The following is a 16,019-nucleotide window of genomic DNA, read 5'->3' as shown; positions in this document are numbered from 1 at the left end:
AAGCGACCTCCTGGATGCAGGCCGGCACCGACCTCGCGACCGCTTTCCCGGGCTTCCTCGGCTCGGGGTGGGTGCGCGCGGGCGAAGACAGCGATCTCTGGTACATGCTGTACCGCTTCCGCGACATCACCACGCTCGAGGAGTGGGAGACGTCGTCGCAGCGGCAGTGGTGGCTCGACTCGGGCCGCCCCTTCGCCCGCGAGGAGCGGGTGGAGAGACGCACGGGCATCGAGGGATGGTTCGACGCCGCGTTCGGTTCCGTCCTCGCCCCCACGGATGCCACGACCTCGCCGGTCCAGCAACCGGTGCCGCCCGCGCCGCCGCGGTGGAAGCAGGCCGTGACGATCTGGGTGGGCTTCTTCCCGACCAATCTCCTCGCCAGTTGGCTGCTCGGGTTCGTGCCGGGGTTCGCCGAGATCCCGCTACCACTGCGCGTGCTGTCCACCACCCTGCTGCTCACCCCGGTGATGACCTACGCGGTGCTTCCCTGGGTGACGCGTGTCCTGCGACCCTGGTTGCAAGCCCCGCCCCGCTCTCGAAAGGCCACGTCATGACCGCCGACCCCACCGGCCACCGCTTCCGCCTCCGCGGCCCGCACTCCACCGCCGAGATCGCCCAGGTGGGCGCGGCGCTGCGCGCCCTGACGGTCGACGGCGTCGACCTCGTGCCGCGCTACGCGGACGACGTGCCCGCGCCCGCGGCATCCGGGGTCGTTCTCGTGCCGTGGCCGAATCGCATCCGTGACGGCAAGTACTCCTTCGGCGGAGTGGACCGGCAGCTCTCGATCAGCGAGCCCGCACTCGGCAACGCCAGTCACGGGCTGCTGCGCTTCGGGGCGTACACCGCCCTCGAGACCTCCGACGAGCGCGTCGTGCTCGGGGCCGACGTCGTGCCGCAGACGGGGTACCTCTTCCACTTGCGCACGCGCGTGACCTTCACGCTCCTCGCGGACGGCCTGCACGTGGTCCACGACATCGAGAACGTCGGTGCCGAGACCGCGCCGGTGGCGCTCGGCATCCACCCCTACCTGCAGATCGGCGGGGTCCCCACGGCCGATCTGGTCATCCGCTCGAGCGGGACGTCGACCCTCGTGCTCGATGAGCGCAAGCTTCCGGTCGACGAGGTGCCCGTCGACGACGCCACCGACCTGCGGGCGGGTCGACGCCTCGGCGACGTGGCCCTCGACAACGCCTATCGCGGTTTGGAGCGGGATGCCGAGGGCCGGGCGCGCCACACGCTCACCGCCCCCGACGGTCGGCGCGTCGAACTGTGGCAGGACGCCGGCTTCGAGTGGGCGCAGGTCTTCACGACCGACCGCTATCCCGGGATTCCGCTGGCAGTGGCCATCGAGCCCATGACGGCTCCGGCGAACGCTTTCGCGACGGGGATCGACCTCGTTTCGCTGGGACCGGGCCGCGAGATTCGCCGGGAATGGGGCATCACGTACCGCGACTGAGGGGCGCTTGTCCCCCAAATGGGGGACAAGAAATTCCCCTACGATCTGGGGAATTCGCAGAGAAGACCTTTCCTATGGGGCCGCTCGGAAAGTTACGATTCCCTTGACGGATTCCGTCGCCGCCGGGGAGACCGAGGACCATCGTTCCCTCGGCTCAAACCCGAATGAGCCGACGGGGGCTGGGTGTTCCGCGGTGTGGGGGGACGCCCGATCCGTCCATGACGAAAGTGCCCGAGATGAGCATCGCGGTCCGTCCCGCCGTCCCTTCTGCCTTCTTCCCCGCCCTCGGGCGACGCGTCCTGCGTCGTGTCGACGACATCCCCACCATGCACCTCGCCGGGCTCGTGCTCGTCGTGCTGGTGGGCGGCATCCTCGCCTCGATCCTCACGACGAGCGACCCGCTGTGGTGGCAGCTGCATTTCAGCCAGCTGGGCACGTTCGGCGACCTCTCGGCGGCGTTCTTCAACACCACGCTCAAGGTCGGCGGGTCCCTCGTCGTCGTCTTCGCCGTGCGGGTGCGCCGTGATCTGCGCCGCCTCGGACGCCGGGCCGGTCGCCGCGGTGCCGCGACGGCGTCGGCGCTGTTCCTGACGGTGATCGGCGTGAATCTCGCCCTGGTCGGGTGCGTCCCCCTCAACACCGACAAGGACCTGCACGACAAGGTCGCCGGGATGATGGTGCTCGGCTTCGCGGCGCTGCTGCTCACCTCGCCGTTCCTGCTGCACCGTCTGCCGAAGCGACTCGTGCTGACGACCTCGCTCGTCTTCGTCTTCCTCTTCGCCGGCGCGTGGCTCTTCGTCACCGCGACGATCAACCTCGCGCTGTTCGAGGTCATCGCCTTCAGCGCGATGTTCGCATGGTCGGGCGTCTTCACGCAGTGCCTCGCGGGCTCCGCGGCGCGTCGGGAGCCCGCCGTCGAAGCCACGCAGCAGGAGCGGGTGCCCTCCCGGGTCCGCACCGCCGTCGCGGCGGCCTTCGCCTCGCGCCCGGCCGCGCCCCTCACCGCCCTCACCCGCCGCACCGTCATGTCCGGCACGGCGGCCCTCGCCACCCGTCCGGCGCGCCGCTCGCGTGTCTGCGTCGTGCGGCGCCGGCCGGTCCTCGTCAGTGGCGCTCGCGCAGCTCTCGTCGGCTCAGCGGGTGCTCGTCCGTCGTCGGCTCCTGCTCGCCCGTCGTCGGCTCCGCCTCGCCTGCGTCGGCCGTCGACCGCGCCGCGCGTCGGGCGATCCGCCGCTCCCGCGCTCCCTCGACGAGGTTGTACAGCGTCGGCAGCACGAGCAGCGTCAGGAATGTCGACGACACGAGCCCGCCGATCACCACGACGGCCAGCGGCTGCGAGATGAACCCACCGTGTCCGGTGATGCCCAGCGCCATCGGCACGAGCGCGAAGATCGCGGCGAGCGCGGTCATGAGGATCGGGCGGAGTCGCCGTGAACCGCCGACGATCGTGGCCTCGAACACGCTGAGCCCCCGCGCGCGGTACTGATTCACCAGGTCGATCAGGACGATGGCGTTCGTGACGACGATGCCCACGAGCATCAGGGCGCCGATCATGCCGGCGACACCGAGCGGCACCCCGGTCACCAGCAGCATGAGGATGGCTCCGGTGGCCGCGAACGGCACCGAGACGAGCAGCTCGAGAGGCTGCCGCAGCGACTTGAAGGTCGCCACCATCACCACGTACACGATGAGGATCGCCGCCAGGAGCGCCAGGCCGAGCTGGCTGAAGGCGTCCTGCTGATCGGTCACGACCCCGCCGAGTTCTGCGGTCGCCCCGTCGGGCAGCGACACGTCGGCGAGAGCCTCGCGCACACTCGTCGAGGAGCTGCCGAGGTCGTCCGTGGTCGGCGTGACGGTGACCGTGGCGGTGCGCAGGCCCCGCGCGGTCGTGATGCTCGGGGGCGTCTGGCTCGTCTCGACCGTCGCGATCTCGTCGAGGCGCACGGCGCCGCGCGCCGTCGGGATCTCCAGCGCCCGCAGCGTGTCGATCGTCGTGGGCGGGTTGTCCGAGGCGATGTACACGCTGAGACCGCGCCCGTCGATCTCGACCGTGCCCGCCTGACGCGGCTGCATCGCACCCGACACCAGCGCGCCCACCGTGCGCTCCGACAGTCCGCGCTCGGCGGCGGCATCCCGATCGACCCGCACCGAAACGAACGGCAGCGAGGCCGACAGGCTGCTGGAGACCTGGCCGATGCCGTCGCGGCCCTGGAGTCCCGAGACCACCGCGTCGGCGGCCTGTTGCAGCGCCTGCCCGTCGGCCGCGGTGACGTCGACGGTGATGTCGGTGGATCCGAAGCCGCTGCCCTGGGCGCTCACCTCGATCTCGCCGGCATCGGTGATGTCGGACACGGCGGTGCGCACGCGCTCGCGCAGGTCGACCTGGTCGACACCGGCCTCGGAGGTGATGGAGTACGTGATGCCCGAACCGCCGCCGGAGAACGCGTCACGCAGGGCCGAGCCACTGGAGCCGATCGAGGTCTGCACCGTCTCGACGCCCGGCACGTCGCGCAGCACGGTCTCCACGCGCTGCGCGGCGGCGTCCTCGGCGGTGAGGCTCGGAGCGGAACCGATCTTCTGGGTCACGGTGAAGGTGTTCTGGCCCGAGTCGCCGAGGAAGTCGGTCTTGAGCAGGGGAACGGATGCCACGGTCCCGGCCAGGACGAGCACGGCCAGGCCGAGGGTGACCCACGAGTGCCGCAGCGTCCAGCTCAGCACGGGCACGTACGCCTTCTGCAGGCGCGAGGGCGGGGCGCTCGGCGACTCCGGATCGACGGGGTTGCCCTCGGCATCCCGGATCACCTTGCCCGGCTTGAGGAACCACGACGCCAGCACGGGCACGATCGTGAGCGAGACCAGCAGCGAGGCGGCCATCGCGATCGTGACGGTGAGCGAGAACGGTCGGAAGAGCTCTCCGGTGACATCGCCGACGAAGGCGATGGGGAGGAACACCGCGACCGAGGTGATCGTGGATGCCGTGATGGCGGCGGCCACTTCGCGCACGGCGCGGATGATCGTGGGGATCTTGTCCGCGTCGCCGACGTAGTGCCTCTTGATGTTCTCGATCACGACGATCGAGTCGTCCACGACGCGACCGATGGCGATCGTGAGCGCCCCGAGGGTCAGGACGTTGAGGGAGTACCCGAAGGCCTGCAGCCCGATGAAGGTGGCGAGCACGCTCGTGGGGATCGAGATCGCGGTGACGAGGGTCGAGCGCACCGACATCAGGAAGATGAGGATGATCACGACCGCGAACGCGAGTCCGAGAAGACCCTCTTGCGCGAGAGCCTCGATCGACTGCTCGACGAAGGGGGCCTGGTCGAACACGACCGTGAAGGTGGCGCCGCCGAGCGAGGCTTCGAGGCCGGGAATCGCGGCCAGGACGCCGCGCGAGACGTCGACGGTGTTGGCGGCGGGCAGCTTGGTGACCGCGATCGTGAGCGCCGGTTCGCCGTTCACGCGCGACAGGGTCGTCACGGGGTCGGTCTGCTGCGCGACGGCCGCGACGTCGCCGATCGTGGTGGTGCCGGCCGCGATCTGCGCCGCGTCGGTGGGGACGAGCGGCAGCGCCGCGATCTCGTCGACGCTGGTCAGCTTCGCGCCGGTCTGCACCGTCAGCGTCTGATCCCCCTCGGTGACCGAGCCACCGGGGAAGAGGATGCCGTTGGCGTCGAGGGCGTCGGTGATCGCCTGCTGGCTGTAGCCGCGGTCGCCGAGTCGGCCGGCGTCGGGGGTGATCGTGACGCGCTGGCCGGTGCCGCCGACCACCTGGGCGGCATTGACGCCGTCGACGTCCTCGAGCGCGGGGACGACGGTCGACTGCAGCGTCGCCTGGATCGTCTGGGCGTCCGAGTAGCCGGTGACGGCCAACTGGATCACGGGGAAGTCGTCGATGCTGGCCGAGGCCACGGTCGTGTCGGCCGACTCGGGCAATTGGTCCTTGATGCGGGCGATCGCGGCGAGGATCTTCTGCTGCGCGGCGGCCAGATCGGTGCCGTACGTGAACGATGCGGACACGATCGAGGAGTTCGTGGTGCTCGTGGCGGTGGTGGACTCGAGCCCGTCGACACCGCGGATCGCGCCCTCGATCCGCGTCGACACGTCGGCTTCGACGACCTCGGGCGAGGCGCCCGGGTACGTCGTGACGACCGCGAGCTGCGGGAACTCGATCGAGGGGATGAGCTCCTGCTTGAGGTTCGTCAGGGCGAGACCGCCGAACACCGCGGCGACGATAGTGACGAGGGCGATGAGCGCGCGATTGCGCAGGCTGAGGACGGCCAGATACGACACGCGGGGGCCCTTCGGGTCGACCGACGACGGATGCCGAGGGCAGCCGTTCGATACAGGACTGTATCCAGGCCCAGTATTCCATGCGCGATCAGCGCAGGAGGCCGCTCAGAGGGCGTGACCGAGGGTGAGACCGAGGGCCGCCGCGAGCACGGATCCGACGAACGAGACCACCGCGTACGAAAGCGCGGCACGCGTGCGGCCCTCTTCGGCCAGGAGCGCGGTGGTCACCGCGACGGCGCTGAAGGTCGTGTAGCCGCCGAGGAGACCGGTGCCGATGATCCAGCGCCACGCCTCGTCGACCGGAAGCGTGCTCGCGAAGCCCAGGATCAGGGCGCCGGTGAGGTTCACCAGGAGGATCCCCCAGGGGAAGCGCTCCCCGGTCCGCGCGCGCACGGCGGTGTCGAGGGTGAAGCGGAGGACCGCGCCGATCCCTCCGGCGACGACCACCGCGAGGAAGACCAGGGGCGTCATCGCACCCTCCCGCCGCGACCGATCAGCACGCCGATCCACGCCGCGAAGGTGCCGACGACGACCGTCGCCGCCCCCCACCACAGCGACGCGAGATCAGCGGACTCCACCGCCAACGCACTGTAGGTGGTGAACCCGCCGAGCACGCCGGTGCCGAAGAACAGCTGCGCCCGCTGGGCGCGGCTCGAGCGTGGCATCCGCGCGCGGATCCCGAACAGGATGCCGATCGCGAACGCTCCGACGACGTTGACGATCGGCACGAGAGCCGGCCCGAGGGCGTCCAGGAACGCGAGGGTCAGACCGGCGCGCACCGCGGTACCGAGGGCACCACCGACGGCGACCGAGACGAGATCGCGCCACGACACCACGAACGACACCCTACGCGCAGACCGGCGTGGCCACTTCGTCGTTCTTTGATACCCCCGGGGGTATTATGGGTTCGCGAACGACACCGAAGGAGAGCACCATGTGCCGAGCCATCACTTGCCGCACGTGCGGCAAGACCACCTGGGCCGGATGCGGCCAGCACGTCGACAGCGTCATGTCCGCCGTGCCGCGCGCCGACCGCTGCCCAGGCCACGAGCGCACCGAGACCGGCGGCTTTCTCTCGCGCCTGTTCGGACGCTGACCGTGGCACGCACCCTCATCATCGGGGGCGTCGCCGGCGGCATGTCCGCCGCGACGCGGCTGCGCCGACTCGACGACGCGCACGAGATCATCGTCATCGAGCGCGGACCACACGTGAGCTTCGCCTCCTGCGGACTGCCGTACTACGTCGGCGGCGAGATCGAGGAGCGCTCGACCCTGCTCGTGCAGACCCCCGAGAGCCTCCGGTCGCGCTTCGCCCTGGACGTCCGGGTCCGCCACGAGGCGGTGTCCATCGACCGCGCCGCACGCACGGTCCGCGTGCGCGATCTCGCCACCGGCGCCGAGGAGTCCCTGGACTACGACACGCTCATCCTCTCGCCCGGGTCGCTGCCGGCAGCCCCACTGACCGGCGCGGGCGACGGCGTTCCGGTCGTCACCCTGCGCACGATCGAGGACGTGGACCGCATCGCCGGGAGCCTCTCCGCCGGCGCGACGCGCGCGGTCGTCGCCGGCGGCGGATTCATCGGCCTCGAGGCCGTGGAGAACCTGGCCCGCCGTGGCATCCAGGTCTCGCTCGTCCACCGCGGAGCGCTCCCCTTCCGACCCTTGGATGCCGAGATGGCGGCGCCCGTCGCCGACGAGCTCCGCCGCAACGGCGTCGGGCTGCACCTCGCCGACGAGATCACGCGGGTCACGCCGACCGGGGTGGAGCTCACTTCCGGCGCGGCGATCGAGGCTGATCTCGTCATCGACGCGCGGGGAACCCGGCCCGACACCGCCCTCGCCGCCACGGCCGGGGTGGCACTCGGGCCATCCGGAGGCATCGCCGTCGACGCCTGGCACCGCACCTCCGATCCGCACACCTTCGCCGTCGGCGACGCGGCCGAGAAGACCGACGCCGTGTCGGGCGCCCCGACGCTGGTCACGATGGCCGGCTTGGCCAACCGCCACGGGCGCTCGGCCGCCGACGCGATCGTCCTCGGCACCGACGCTGTCGAACCGGCGGAACCGGCGACCGGTGTGGCCATCCTGCGGGTCTTCGACCTCGTGATCGCGGCCGTCGGCGCGAGCGAAGCGCGCCTGCGCGCCGAGGGTCGGCCGCATCGGGTCCTGCACACGCACCCGACCGACCACGCCGGGTACTTCCCCGGCGCCGAGCGCATGGCGGTGAAACTGCTCGTGGACCCGGTCGACGACCGCATCCTCGGCGCACAGATCGTCGGCGGACGCGGTGTCGATCGCCGCATCGACGTCCTCGCACTGGCGATGCAGACGGGAGTCCGTGCATCGGCACTCGCGCGCCTCGAACTCGCTTACGCCCCGCCGTTCGGGTCGGCGAAGGATGCCATCAACCAGCTCGGCTACGTCGCCGACAATGTGCACTCCGGCCTCACGCGCACGCTGCAGTGGCACGAGCTCGAGGCCGCACGGGAAGCGGGGGCGACGCTGATCGACGTCCGTTCGGCCGCCGAGGTCGCGGAGGGAGCGATCCCCGGCAGCGTCGCGATTCCGCTCGACGAACTGCGCCTCGGGCGGACATCCCTCCCCGACGGCCCGCTCGTCGTACACTGCCAGGTCGGACAGCGCGGACACACCGCGGCGCGTCTGCTCACCGCGGCCGGCCACGACGTCCGCAACCTCGACGGCGGCTACCTCACCTGGCTCGCCGGCCGCACCGCCACCGAAGGGACCCGCCCGTGAGCGACACCGATGCCGAGACCATCCGCCGCACCGCCAATCGCCTCAAGCGCGCACGCGGCCAGCTGACGGCGGTCATCGACGCGATCGAGGCCGGCGGCGACTGTCGCGCGGTCGTGACGCAGCTCGCGGCCGTGAGCAAAGCCCTCGACCGGGCCGGATTCGCGATCGTCAGCACCGCGATGCGCACGTGCCTCGCGGACGACGACGACGACGACGCGGGGTCGACGGAAGACCGCCTCTCCCTCGACGACCTCGAGAAGCTGTTCCTCACCCTGGCGTGAGTTCGCTCCCGCCGGACCGGCCGGCCAGTCGCGGCGTCGCCACCGTCAGTGCATGCGGAGCATCTTGATCAGCTCGGCTTTCTTCTTGCCGGAGTAGCCGGTGAGGCCGAGTTCCTTCGCGCGCTTCTTCAGCTCGTCGACCGTGCGGTCCTCGTAGTCTTCGGCATGACCGCCGCGTGCGCCGACCTTGCCGCGCCCCTGGGCGGCGGCGGCGTTCGAGATGCGCGCCGCCTTCTCCTTCGAGTCGCCCTGCGCGCGCAGCTGCTCGTACATCTCGGGGTCCTTCAGACTGTTCGATCCTCGCCCCTGGGGCATGACGGGCTCCTTCCGATGGATGCCACGACGCTACGGCGGAGCCTTCGGACCCTCCGCGGGCTTGACACATCGAGGAGAACGCGCCCCCGCGCGAACTAACAGCTGATTTCCAGGAACGTCAACCCCCTGACGCGATATGGCGGGAGTGAGAGCGTAGATGTCAACCACTCGCCGGTTTACCGCGCTCTGCGGTCACAGCAAGGAGTCCCCCATGAACATCTTCCTGATCATCATCATCGTCGCCGCGATCGTCATCGCCATCTTCAGCGGGCTCGGCCAGGCCGCCAGCTTCCTGCTCTGGATCGCCATCATCGTCGGCCTCATCGCGCTCATCGTGCTGCTGTTCCGCCTGATCAGCGGCCGCAAGCCGGTTTAACCCCCGGAGGGCCGAGCGCGTTTCGGGTGCGCGCCGCCCTCATCCCTGCGGGTTCGCCCCGCCCCGGATGCCACGTGTTCTTCGAGCACGTGGCATCCGTGTTTCTCCGGGGCGGGGTCCTTCGGGCAGCACTGCGGCACGTGCCCGCCGCGCGACGCGCCTGCTGCGGCACGTGCCCGCCCCGCGGGCCGTGTCGCGAGAACAGGGGATGCACCCGGAACAGACCGATCGCCCGCGAACGGGCCTGTTTCCGTCGCATCCCCTGTTTTCGACAGCCCCCCCTCTTGACGAACTCACGATATATCTCGATACTGGGCACAACGCGATATATCGTGAGTAAGGAGATCGTCATGGAGAAATGGATCGTCCACCCGGGCGAGACGCGCGTCATCGACGTGGACGCACTGAGCGAACTGAAGATCGGGCTCGTCGGCGGCCAGATCGACGTCATCGCGCACGATGAGCCGAGCGCCCGCATCGAGGTGCACGGCGTCACGGTCAAAGACCTGCGCATCGAGATGACCGACGGCCGCCTCGAGATCGACCACCCGCAACTGCGGTGGGACAACTTCCTCGAGGTCTTCCGCAACTTCGGCGCCGGCGGCCCGAAGGCCGAAGTCAGCGTCGCGGTGCCGCGCACCGTCGCACTGACGCTCGGCGTCGTCAGCGCCAGCGCGCTGGTGTCGGGACTGCGGACGGATGCCAAGCTCAACACCGTCTCGGGCGACATCATGGTCGACGGACTCGTCGGCGACGTCAGCCTCAACGCCGTCTCGGGCGACGTGCAGGTGCGCGAGCTGCAGGGTGCCCTGACGGCCAACAGCGTCTCGGGCGACATCACCGCCACCGGAGCCGTCACGAAGGCCTCGATCGACACCGTGTCCGGCGCCATGCTCGTCGACTCCACCGGAACGGTGCAGTCGATCGGCCTCAACTCCGTCAGCGGCACCGCCACGATCCGCCTCGACCGCGAGCTGCCCGCGAACTACGTCGCACGCTCGGTCAGCGGACGCGTACAGATCGACGGTCACGTGCGCTCGGGATCGGGCCCGACCAACTACACCGGATCGACCGGCACCCTCGCGGGGTCGTTCGTCGACGTCCGCGCCAACACCGTCTCGGGAGAGATCACCGTGCTGCGTCGCGGGGTCTCCGGGCTCCGCCCCGACGAGCTCGCCGGAGAGGAGGAGTGGTGATGACCCCCGTCTTCTCGCACGGCGACCTGCGGCTGTACATCCTCAGCCTGCTCGCCGAATCGCCCCGCCACGGGTACGACCTCATGCAGGCCCTCACCGAGCGCACCGGCGGCACCTACTCGCCGTCGGCCGGCACGATCTACCCGCGCTTGGCGAAGCTCGAAGAAGAGGGCCTCGTCACCAAGACCGTCGACGGGCGCAAGACCGTCTACGAGATCACCGACGCCGGCCGCGCCGAGGTCGATGCCCGCGAGGGCGACCTCGAGGGCATCCAGGCCGGTCTCGCCGACAGCGTGCGACTGATCGCCGACGAGGTGCGCGGGAGCGTGCGGGATGCCATGCGCAGCCTTCGCGCCGACCTGGCCGCCGCGTCACGCGACGAACGGGAGCAGGCCAAGAGCACTCCGCAGGACGACCCGCGCGTCCGCAGCCGCGAGCAACTGCACCGCGCGGACGCCGCGATCACGGAGTTCCGTGGACGCACGCGATCCGAACTGCGCGCGCACGTCGCCCGCGGCGGCGAGCTCGCGGCATCCGGTGTGGACGAGATCGAGTCGGCGCTTCGACAGGCGTCGGAGGCCGTCACTCGCGCAATGCGCGCCTGAGACTCACTCCCAGACGAGCTCCTCGTCGGGGGCCAACGGCTCACCCAGCGGAACCACCAGTACCGGTCGGTGCTGCCGATGGGTGAGTCGCGCGGCCACCGAGCCGGTGAGGAACTCGCGCAGCGACTCCCCCAGCCCTCTCTTGCGCGTGCCCACCACCAGCAGAGACGCGTCGATCTCGTCGGCGAGGTGGATGAGGGCCAGAGCCGGATCGCCGATCACCTGTCGTACCGACCACGGCACCGGGTCGCCGTCCAGGGCGGACTCGGCGTCGGTCTGCACCTCGGCCAGGGCCGCACGCGCCGCCGCGCCGACGACGTCCAACGTCGAGGGATTGACGTATCCGTCGGGGTCCTCGAATGCGACGAACCGCGTCGTGTCGACGTGGACGATCACGAGCTCGGTGCCCGCCAGCGCGGCCTGCCGCGCGGCGGCGCGGATGACGCGGGGGGACTGACCCGGCACGACACCCGCGATCACGGCTCCGACGCGCGTACGGTCCGGGGTGTTCTCTGCCATTTCGGGGTTCCTCTCGTCACGCGGTGATGCCCCCGCGTCGACCGGCGACAGGCGGGGGCGGAAAGCACCGTGATATCCTGGCTGTTACTCTTACCGGCTCGGTCCGGAACCGCAATACGCAGGGCCCGCAGCGCGGCCCTCGACGTCGATCGTGAGGGGGTCTCGCATGGGGCGTGGCCGTCAGAAGGCGAAGAACACCAAGATCGCCCGTGAGCTGAAGTACGACACCTATTCGGTGAACTACTCGGCTCTCGAGCGTGAGCTTGGCGCACCCGAAGCGGGTGAAGACGCGTACGTCGACAAGTGGGCCGACCAGTACACCGACGAGTACGAGGACGAGAAGGCCTAGCCTCTCGTCACCATGCTCGACCGTGGCGGCGTTCCCACGCCTCCTCGATCGTCTCTGATCGCGCCACGACGACACCCGCGGGCACGACGAGCGCGATGACACCGGCGAGCACGAGCAGACCGGCAGTCCATCCTCCCGTGAGTTCGTGCGTCACGCCGATGGCGAGCGGCACGAGGGCGGCGAGCGCGTAGCCGACGCTCTGCACGAAGCCGCTCACGGCGACCGCCGTCTCGTGCGAGCGCGTGCGCAGCCCGAACAGCACCAGCGCCATCGGGAACATCAGCGGCGGCAGGCCGATGAGGACGACCCAGAGGACGGTCGCCGCGCCCGGAGCGATCAACAGCCCCGCGATACCGGCGAGCCCGCCCGCCACCGCGAGGGCGTAGAACGGGCCCGTCCGCCGCCAACGCGCGACAAGCAGGGGGATGACGAGCGATACCGGCAGGCCCATGAACGAGAACAGGGCGAGCAGACCGCCGGCCGTCGCGGCGTCCACACCGGCGGTGTCGATGAGGATCGTCGGCAGCCACGCGAACATCCCGTACGCGACGGACGAGTTCACCGCGAACGTGATGACCAGCGCCCACGCCTGCGGTACGCGCATCACGCGCGACAACACCGACGCGCGCGGCTCCTCGAGAACGTCGTCCCGACCCGCGCGGGCCCGCACGCTCATCGCGATCCAGGGCACGACGGCGGCGACGGCGACGACGGCCCACACGGCGAACGATCCCCGCCAGCCGACCGCGTCGGCCAGCGGCACCGCCACGAGCGGCGGTGTGAACGTCGCCACCGCCATCGTGGTCGTGTAGACCGTGGTCATCAGCCCGACGCGCTCCGGGAAGTACTTCTTCACCACCGCCGGAACCAGCACGTTCGCCACTCCGACGGCGGCGAACACCCCCGCCGTGGCGGCCAGCAACGTCCAGGCGTCCACCGCGACCGCGCGCAGCCCCAGCGCCGCAGCGGCCGCGACCGCCGCGATCAGCACGAGTCGCTCCAGCCCCAGACGACGCTCGATCGCCGGAGTCACCACGGCAGACAGCGCGAACGCCACCGGCGGTGCCATGCCGATGAGACCCACCACCGCCGCCGGCAGCGGGAAGTCGCGCGCGATGACCGTCAGCAAGGGCGACAGCGACGCCACGGCGATCCGCAACGTCAGCGCGAGCAGCACGATCGCCGCCGCGGCGAGCGCGACCGTCCCCCCGCGGCGCGGGGTCAAGACTCCTGGCTGCCCTCGACCCAGGCGAGGTACTCGTCCGACACCGTGCCGGTGACGTACCGGCCGTCGAAGCAGCTCATGTCGAGGTCGACCAGGTCGGTGCCCTCCATGATCGCGGCCTTGAGGTCGTCGACCTCCTGATACACCAGGTAGTCGCAACCGAGCTCTTCGGCGATCTGCGGGATCGTGCGGCCGTGGGCGACCAGTTCCTGCCGCGAGGGCATGTTGATGCCGTACACGTGCGGATACCGGACCGGCGGAGCCGCCGAAGCGAACGTGACGCTCTTCGCACCGGCATCCCGTGCCATCTGGATGATCTCGCGGCTCGTGGTGCCGCGCACGATGGAGTCGTCGATGAGCAGGACGTTCTTGCCCTGGAACTCGGTCGACATCGCGTTGAGCTTCTGGCGCACGCTCTTCTTGCGCACCGCCTGGCCCGGCATGATGAACGTCCGGCCGACGTAGCGGTTCTTGTAGAAGCCCTCGCGGTACTCGAGGCCGAGTTTGCGGGCCACCTGCATCGCCGCGGGACGCGAGGAGTCCGGGATCGGCATGACGACGTCGATCGACCCGTGCGGGGTGTACTTCGCGATCGTGTCGGCCAGGCGCTCGCCCATGCGCAGACGCGCCTCGTACACCGAGATGCCGTTCATCACGGAGTCCGGGCGGGCGAGGTAGACGTACTCGAACGAGCACGGGGCGAGCGTGGGGTTCTTCGCGCACTGCTGGGAGTGCAGCGTGCCGTCGAGCGTGACGAAGACCGCCTCGCCGGGCTCGATGTCGCGCACGACCTCGAAGCCGGCGTTCTCGAGCACGAGCGATTCGGATGCCACGATCCACTCGTCGCGCTCGCCACCGCCGGGCACCTCGGGCGCGGGGCGCTTGCCGAGGATGAGGGGACGGATGCCGAACGGGTCGCGGAACGCCAGCAGACCGTAGCCGGCGATGAGGGCGATCGAGGCGTACGACCCCTCCACGCGCTCGTGCACGCGGGTGACGGCGCGGAACACCTGGTCGGGGTCGAGGTCAGGGCCGGAGATCTCGGACTGCAGCTCGGAACCGAGGATGTTCACCAGGAGCTCGGTGTCGGAGCTGGTGTTCAGGTGCCGGCGGTCGTTGTGGAACAGGTCGCTGGTCAGCTCACGCGTGTTCGTCAGGTTGCCGTTGTGCACCAGCACGATGCCGTAGGGGGCGTTGACGTAGAAGGGCTGCGCCTCTTCTTCGCTCGAAGCGGTGCCTTTCGTGGCGTAGCGCACGTGCCCGAGGCCGATGTCGCCGAGCAGCGCGCGCATGTCGCGAGTGCGGAACGCCTCGCGCACCTGCCCGCGCGCCTTGTGGATGTGGAAGACGCCGCTGGACTCGGCGGTGGCCATGCCCGTGGAGTCCTGGCCGCGGTGCTGGAGGAGCAGGAGCGCGTCGTAGATCTCCTGGTTGACCGGGCCCTGCCCGGCCATGCCGACGATGCCGCACATGGGAGTTAGATGGCTCCGTTCGCCGGGGATCCGGCATCCGCGTAGGTTCCGACCAGGCGCACGGCGCCCCCGTCGACGCCCTTCGCGCCCTGTTCGAAATGTCCGACCGGGCGCGCGTCCTCGCGCACCGTACCGACCTGCCACGTGTCGATGCCGTCGGCCTGCAGCGCCGCGGTCGCGGCATCCGCGATCTCGGGCGCGACGACGGCGAGGAAGCCGATGCCGAGGTTCCACGTGCCCTCGGTCGCGGTGAGGTCGAGGCCGCCCAGGTCGGCGAGCACCCGGAACACCGGCGAGGGGCTCCACGTCGAGCGGTCCACGTCGACCCACGTGTGCTGCGGCAGGACGCGCGCGAGGTTGGCCGCGATCCCTCCGCCCGTGACGTGGCTGAGCGAATGGATGCCGGGGCCCACCGCCGCGTCGTCGAGCAGACGCAGCAGGGGCGAGGTATACAGGCGGGTGGGCTCGAGCAGCGCTTCTCCCCATGTGCCGCCGAGCTCGGCCGACACCGCGCCGTAGGTGATGCCACGGCCGGCGACGATGTGCCGGACGAGCGAGTAGCCGTTGGAGTGCAGCCCGCTCGAGGCCAGAGCCAGCACCACGTCGCCGCCGCGCACGCGCTCGGCGCCCAGCACGCGGTCGGCCTCGACGACGCCCGTCGCCGCGCCCGCGACGTCGTAGTCGTCGACGCCGAGCAGGCCCGGGTGCTCGGCGGTCTCGCCACCGACGAGGGCCGTCCCCGTCATCGCGCAACCGCGCGCGATCCCCGCGACGATGTCGGCGATGCGCTCGGGCACGACCTTGCCGCACGCGATGTAGTCCGTCATGAACAGGGGCCGCGCGCCCACCACGACGATGTCGTCGACGACCATGCCGACGAGGTCTTCGCCGATCGTGTCGTGCTTGTCGATCGCCTGGGCGATCGCCACCTTGGTGCCGACGCCGTCGGTGCTGGTCGCCAGCAGCGGGCGGGCGTAGTCGCGCAGCGCGGAGGCGTCGAACAGGCCGGCGAAGCCGCCCACACCGCCCAGCACCTCGGGACCGTGCGTGCGCCGCACGGCCGACTTCATCAACTCGACGGCGAGGTCACCCGCGGCAGTATCGACGCCGGCAGCGGAATAGGGGTTTTCGTGGGGAGCAGAGGCCACCGCAACAGACTACCCGCATGACCCGGGCCC

Annotated in this window: 17 protein-coding genes and 1 pseudogene; 10 read left to right on the top strand and 8 right to left on the bottom strand. The window is 70.4% G+C overall.

Features of this window, described 5'->3' with window-relative positions:
* The 3 genes and pseudogenes from LQV45_RS07125 to LQV45_RS07115 form a co-directional block, all read left to right on the top strand.
* Positions 1–554: antibiotic biosynthesis monooxygenase (locus tag LQV45_RS07125; protein ID WP_230006395.1), on the top strand; the 554-nt coding region annotated here is incomplete at its 5' end.
* A complete protein-coding gene (locus tag LQV45_RS07120) occupies positions 551–1,456 on the top strand; it encodes an aldose 1-epimerase family protein (RefSeq protein WP_230006394.1) in 906 nt (301 codons plus the stop codon). The genes LQV45_RS07125 and LQV45_RS07120, both read left to right, overlap by 4 nt.
* A gap of 164 nt (positions 1,457–1,620) precedes the next feature.
* Positions 1,621–2,268, top strand: a pseudogene (locus tag LQV45_RS07115) (DUF998 domain-containing protein); the annotation flags it as partial.
* Positions 2,269–2,560: 292 nt separating this feature from the next.
* On the opposite strand, the gene LQV45_RS07110 reads toward LQV45_RS07115, so the two are convergent.
* The 3 genes from LQV45_RS07110 to LQV45_RS07100 form a co-directional block, all read right to left on the bottom strand.
* A complete protein-coding gene (locus tag LQV45_RS07110; protein ID WP_230006393.1) occupies positions 2,561–5,746 on the bottom strand; it encodes an efflux RND transporter permease subunit in 3,186 nt (1,061 codons plus the stop codon).
* 105 nt (positions 5,747–5,851) lie between these two features.
* A complete protein-coding gene (gene crcB, locus LQV45_RS07105) occupies positions 5,852–6,217 on the bottom strand; it encodes a fluoride efflux transporter CrcB (protein WP_230006392.1) in 366 nt (121 codons plus the stop codon).
* The gene (locus LQV45_RS07100; protein ID WP_230006391.1) at positions 6,214–6,582 is read right to left on the bottom strand and encodes a CrcB family protein; all 369 of its coding nucleotides are present in this window, start codon (positions 6,580–6,582) and stop codon (positions 6,214–6,216) included. The genes crcB and LQV45_RS07100 overlap by 4 nt, the downstream gene beginning before the upstream one ends.
* A 98-nt stretch (positions 6,583–6,680) precedes the next feature.
* Here LQV45_RS07100 and LQV45_RS07095 point away from each other — a divergent pair, with 98 nt between their 5' ends.
* The 3 genes from LQV45_RS07095 to LQV45_RS07085 are packed head-to-tail and all read left to right on the top strand — an operon-like array spanning position 6,681 to position 8,784.
* Positions 6,681–6,842 carry a hypothetical protein gene (locus LQV45_RS07095; protein ID WP_230006390.1) on the top strand — a complete coding sequence of 54 codons (162 nt, stop codon included), beginning with the start codon at positions 6,681–6,683 and terminating at the stop codon, positions 6,840–6,842.
* 2 nt (positions 6,843–6,844) lie between these two features.
* Positions 6,845–8,503, top strand: a complete 1,659-nt coding sequence (locus tag LQV45_RS07090) for an FAD-dependent oxidoreductase (protein WP_290370217.1) — start codon at positions 6,845–6,847, stop codon at positions 8,501–8,503.
* Entirely contained in the window at positions 8,500–8,784 is a 285-nt protein-coding gene (locus LQV45_RS07085) for a metal-sensitive transcriptional regulator (protein WP_230006389.1), read from the top strand. Before LQV45_RS07090 ends, LQV45_RS07085 begins: the two co-directional genes overlap by 4 nt.
* 45 nt (positions 8,785–8,829) lie before the next feature.
* On the opposite strand, the gene LQV45_RS07080 is transcribed toward LQV45_RS07085, so the two are convergent.
* Positions 8,830–9,099, bottom strand: a complete 270-nt coding sequence (locus LQV45_RS07080; protein WP_230006388.1) for a Rho termination factor N-terminal domain-containing protein — start codon at positions 9,097–9,099, stop codon at positions 8,830–8,832.
* Between the two features lie 211 nt (positions 9,100–9,310).
* Here LQV45_RS07080 and LQV45_RS07075 point away from each other — a divergent pair, with 211 nt between their 5' ends.
* The 3 genes from LQV45_RS07075 (at position 9,311) to LQV45_RS07065 (ending at position 11,276) form a co-directional block, all read left to right on the top strand.
* Positions 9,311–9,475, top strand: coding sequence for a hypothetical protein (locus tag LQV45_RS07075; protein WP_171024277.1), 165 nt, complete (start codon positions 9,311–9,313; stop codon positions 9,473–9,475).
* Positions 9,476–9,819: 344 nt separating this feature from the next.
* Complete coding sequence (locus LQV45_RS07070) at positions 9,820–10,671, top strand: DUF4097 family beta strand repeat-containing protein (protein WP_230006396.1); 852 nt, start codon at positions 9,820–9,822, stop codon at positions 10,669–10,671.
* Positions 10,671–11,276, top strand: coding sequence for a PadR family transcriptional regulator (locus LQV45_RS07065; RefSeq protein WP_230006387.1), 606 nt, complete (start codon positions 10,671–10,673; stop codon positions 11,274–11,276). Before LQV45_RS07070 ends, LQV45_RS07065 begins: the two co-directional genes overlap by 1 nt.
* Before the next feature lie 3 nt (positions 11,277–11,279).
* Here the strand turns inward: LQV45_RS07065 and LQV45_RS07060 are convergent, their stop codons facing one another.
* Positions 11,280–11,795, bottom strand: coding sequence for a universal stress protein (locus tag LQV45_RS07060; RefSeq protein ID WP_230006386.1), 516 nt, complete (start codon positions 11,793–11,795; stop codon positions 11,280–11,282).
* Between the two features lie 166 nt (positions 11,796–11,961).
* Here LQV45_RS07060 and LQV45_RS07055 point away from each other — a divergent pair, with 166 nt between their 5' ends.
* Positions 11,962–12,144: a DUF3073 domain-containing protein gene (locus tag LQV45_RS07055; protein WP_138174971.1), complete on the top strand. Its 183-nt coding sequence runs from the start codon at positions 11,962–11,964 to the stop codon at positions 12,142–12,144.
* Positions 12,145–12,151: 7 nt separating this feature from the next.
* On the opposite strand, the gene LQV45_RS07050 is transcribed toward LQV45_RS07055, so the two are convergent.
* From LQV45_RS07050 to purM, 3 genes are read right to left on the bottom strand one after another with little or no spacing between them, the layout of a single operon-like run.
* Positions 12,152–13,369, bottom strand: a complete 1,218-nt coding sequence (locus LQV45_RS07050) for an MFS transporter (protein ID WP_230006385.1) — start codon at positions 13,367–13,369, stop codon at positions 12,152–12,154.
* The gene (gene purF / locus LQV45_RS07045) at positions 13,366–14,841 is read right to left on the bottom strand and encodes an amidophosphoribosyltransferase (protein ID WP_230006384.1); all 1,476 of its coding nucleotides are present in this window, start codon (positions 14,839–14,841) and stop codon (positions 13,366–13,368) included. The genes LQV45_RS07050 and purF overlap by 4 nt, the downstream gene beginning before the upstream one ends.
* Before the next feature lie 5 nt (positions 14,842–14,846).
* Entirely contained in the window at positions 14,847–15,989 is a 1,143-nt protein-coding gene (gene purM / locus LQV45_RS07040) for a phosphoribosylformylglycinamidine cyclo-ligase (RefSeq protein ID WP_230006383.1), read from the bottom strand.
* Positions 15,990–16,019 lie beyond the last annotated feature (30 nt).

The organism is Microbacterium sp. Bi128 (assembly GCF_918698205.1).
The sequence above is the reverse complement of the archived record's forward strand: the minus strand, read 5'-3'. Positions and strand labels throughout refer to the sequence as shown.